Origin of the sequence: Bradyrhizobium sp. (assembly GCF_016462955.1) — a bacterium.
GTDB lineage: Bacteria > Pseudomonadota > Alphaproteobacteria > Rhizobiales > Xanthobacteraceae > Bradyrhizobium.
On sequence record NZ_JAEMSD010000010.1, the window covers coordinates 17,250 to 20,517 of the forward strand.

Below are 3,268 nucleotides of genomic sequence, written 5' to 3' on the forward strand. Positions count from 1 at the left end.
TTTACAAAGCAAGTCGAGCTGATGGAGAAGACGTTCAACTCCCCCGCGATGAAAGCCTGGCGAGAGCGGGAACGAGAGATGACGCGGCTGATGCAATCTCCGGCCGTTCAGTTCATGCAAAACTACATGCAGAAGGTGCGGATTGCGGAACACGCCTTTCCGCCGCGCGTGAACTTCCACAAGAAGCTGGTTTGACCGCTTGTCTACGGCGTTGAACCGCCCGAAGGCCGACGCACAAGCAGAGGCCGGCAACAATGCAGCCGCAAGAGCGTCAGCATAGCGCCGCGTAGCGGGACGCGGGACCGACTGCGGCGACGAGACCGGTTAAAAATGGCACCCGGCGCACGCCTCAGTGATAGCGGTGCCGTCAAGCAGAGGCTTGACCGAGTGCCTCCGGCGAGGAGTGCATTATGGCTTCGCGTGAGGGATTGAGACCCGAATGGGCAGAGACGGCGCAGCGGCTCCGGGCGAAGCCTGAAAGCCCGGCCCGGAGGGCACGCCAAACCCAAAGAGGCCCTCCCGTAGGAGAGCCTCAGCATTTCGCAAACAGTATGAAGGCGGCGGCAACGCGCTGCCGGAATTCCGCGTCCTGTGGCAACTCAATTGCCTTTTCGATGACAAGCTGGGCTTCGGCCAACGCTTCGACAGCTCGAATGAATTGATCCTTGCGCCACTGGGGCCACGAGGTCATCTCGATATGCGCGTGGATCGCGTCCAGGAGCGCATCCGCTTCGGCGAGCGAAGCAGCTTCTAGTCGCCCTCCTGGTCGCCCTGGGGTTTCGGTTCGCGAAGCACGATCTTGCCCGAGACCGCAAGGCCCGGCGCAATCACGATGTTGAAGCCCTTGCCGTCGTCGTTCGGCCACGCGGCGCCGATCCGCGTCCACGTTGCCTTCCTGCCGTCGCCGCTAACAACGAACGCGTCGTGTGAGGGCATCTTACTCTCGGCCATGGGTACTCCTTTTCAAACGAGAGGGTGTTTCCAGCGAAACGCTGTGATCCGATGCTGACGCAACGTCACGGGACGTAAAGCTGTCAGGCCGGTTTGTTGCTTAGCGAGGCGGCACCTGAATGTACCCGATGTACGAATGTGGGGTGCCGGGGTGCCCCTGGCCGCGGAGAGGTGTGGAGCGCAGCGCGTGCGCTCCGCTGGCCGCTGGGTGGCGCAGCCCTAAGCGGCCATGGGAAGGGTTCGGGGAGGCTCCCCCTCCCCGATGCCGACAAGTCGGCAACAGGTGCTGAAAGCGCCCTCACTACTGTCTAACGTCAGTAGTGAGGGCGCGATCCCCAAGCACGCTGTTGGAATTTGTCCGACAGATTTGGCCCAAATCCGCCCAAAGATTCTGCAGCCGATGCGGAATAGGCACGGCCTCTGCATTGCGCGAGTGCCGGCGAGTGCCAGAAGCAATTTCGCCAGGCTTGTACGACAAAAAAGGAACCACCCCAGGCCAACCGGCCACGACCTTTTCAATGGAGCAAGATGATGTCGACAAGACAGAAGCGTGCTGGGCGCCACCCAGCAATCCCGCCGCCAGTGCAACCCCACGGGCAATGCCGGCCGCGTACCCAAACGAGGAACGTAATGACAAGGAAACGCTACAAAGACGGCGATGCCGATGCCCAGCAAGGAAGGACGGGCAGCATTCCCGGTGGCGAACCGGTTACAGATCAGAACGAGGCAATGCGGCGTCGCTCGCCGCGTTGACCCGCCCGTCGCGAACTCGCCGAAGGATGCGGAATGCATAGGTGTCCCGTCTCCACGCATCGGAGACTGATTGATTGGCTTAGACATACTGCGGCGATTGAGGGCTGCGCTGAACGGGAGCAGTAGACCCACCCGCGATTATGAATGACCCACCAGGCCGACACACGTCAACGGATCTGCTTGTATACGATTGCCGGCCTCGCCTAGCTCCGACCATGGCAACGGACCGGCATAAATTTGCTGGAGTCCAAAAGCAATTCCACGGTTTCCCCCTCCAAGAAACGAGTGGCGGACGAGACTTTCCTTCGTCCGGAAAACGGGGAGACCACAATGTCAAAGCTTGCCTTTACGTCCCACGCTTCAAGCCGGATGCAGCAACGTGCCATTCCGTACATCGTTGTCGATCTGTTGCATCGATACGGCAGGTCGGCGCGCTCACATCACGCAGATGTCTTGTTCTTCGACAAGAGCGCGGTCAAGCAATTGACGCGAGACATGGGCGGGCCGCGCGGCATGAAGGTCATCGAACGCTGGCTTGATGTCTACGCGGTGGTCGCAGACGACGGCTCGCTTATTACTGTTGCCCATCAAGGTAGGCGCCATCTCCGGCGCCGCTGACCTAGCACGTTCGGTCTAGACCGTCGCCGAAGAAATATTTTGGGGCCGCCGTGCAAAAAGCTCCGAGCTCCCTCCAAGAGATTGATTGAAGTCAACGGGCCAAGTGGCCGAACCAGGAAACTGAAAAATGCTGATCAAGACGCTCGCTATCTTAACCACGACCTCCGCTCTCACCGCCGCTGGCTATGCCGGATTGACGGTCGTATCACCGACCACCGCCAGTACCATCGAAAGCTTCGTCCGCGACAGGGCGCTTGGCTGGAGTGAGTCAGCCTGCCTCGGCAACGCCGAAGGATGCCTCAACAACCGCTACGAAAAGCTGTCTCAGCTGGAGCGGTCTATTGGACAATCGATCGAGGCGGTCAGGGTCGAGTTCAACTCGGTCACTTCGTTGGTTTCCGACCAGGAGCTCCTGGCAGGCAAGAACACCGCTTTCCTAGAACAGGGACGTGCAGCCTACCGTGACAAGGCGGGCTTCCCCGATCAATCGATCATATTTGCCGGCAAAACCTATCCGAGCCTGGACATTTTCCGCTCCCAGCTCGAGCTGCTTTTTCAGGAAAAGACAGCACTGGAGCAAAGTCTGGCGTCGGCCCGCGAACTGCGCAGGAAGTTGAAGGAGCGGCTCGAGGCGCTCATGATCCAGGCCGGACAGATCAGTTTGGCCAAACGGATGGTGCCTGGGCAGTTGCAGCTCGTCAGGGCCAATCAAGTGCTTTCCGATTTCGGCGCAAACGTCGCGATGATCGACGGTATCATCCGCGGCAGCGAGGCCGGCATCAATCAGAGCGAACAGTTGATCCGAACGACGCGTGATCTCGCCGCGCCATCGAAATCCACCGCAAATCCCTCTCGCGCTACTGCCGAAGCGTTTCAGAACTTTCTTCACAACTAGAACAGGTGCTAGCATCCCTAGACCCGCAAGTTGGGGGTCTAGGGCTTGAGG

At 59.8% G+C, this 3,268-nt stretch carries 5 protein-coding genes; 3 read left to right on the forward strand and 2 right to left on the reverse strand.

What is annotated here, in order from left to right:
* Positions 1 to 195, forward strand: a 195-nt coding sequence (locus tag JHD07_RS02410) for a hypothetical protein (protein ID WP_291618563.1), incomplete at its 5' end; no start/stop codon positions are given.
* Positions 196 to 532: 337 nt separating this feature from the next.
* Here the strand turns inward: JHD07_RS02410 and JHD07_RS02415 are convergent.
* Positions 533 to 691, reverse strand: a complete 159-nt coding sequence (locus JHD07_RS02415; RefSeq protein ID WP_212065535.1) for a hypothetical protein — start codon at positions 689 to 691, stop codon at positions 533 to 535.
* A gap of 59 nt (positions 692 to 750) precedes the next feature.
* Positions 751 to 951 carry a hypothetical protein gene (locus JHD07_RS02420; protein ID WP_100179083.1) on the reverse strand — a complete coding sequence of 67 codons (201 nt, stop codon included), beginning with the start codon at positions 949 to 951 and terminating at the stop codon, positions 751 to 753.
* A gap of 1,083 nt (positions 952 to 2,034) precedes the next feature.
* Between JHD07_RS02420 and JHD07_RS02425 the strand changes: the two genes are divergently transcribed.
* Together JHD07_RS02425 and JHD07_RS02430 are read left to right on the forward strand one after the other, a co-directional pair.
* Complete coding sequence (locus JHD07_RS02425) at positions 2,035 to 2,322, forward strand: hypothetical protein (protein WP_100181364.1); 288 nt, start codon at positions 2,035 to 2,037, stop codon at positions 2,320 to 2,322.
* 127 nt (positions 2,323 to 2,449) lie between these two features.
* A complete protein-coding gene (locus JHD07_RS02430; RefSeq protein WP_100179084.1) occupies positions 2,450 to 3,217 on the forward strand; it encodes a hypothetical protein in 768 nt (255 codons plus the stop codon).
* The last annotated feature ends 51 nt before the right edge of the window (positions 3,218 to 3,268 follow it).

Excerpts from the sequence above, each read along its gene's own strand:
- JHD07_RS02415 (WP_212065535.1), bottom strand. The coding sequence starts at position 691 with ATGACCTCGTGGCCCCAGTGGCGCAAGGATCAATTCATTCGAGCTGTC.
- JHD07_RS02420 (WP_100179083.1), bottom strand. The coding sequence starts at position 951 with ATGGCCGAGAGTAAGATGCCCTCACACGACGCGTTCGTTGTTAGCGGC.
- JHD07_RS02425 (WP_100181364.1), top strand. The coding sequence starts at position 2,035 with ATGTCAAAGCTTGCCTTTACGTCCCACGCTTCAAGCCGGATGCAGCAA.
- JHD07_RS02430 (WP_100179084.1), top strand. The coding sequence starts at position 2,450 with ATGCTGATCAAGACGCTCGCTATCTTAACCACGACCTCCGCTCTCACC.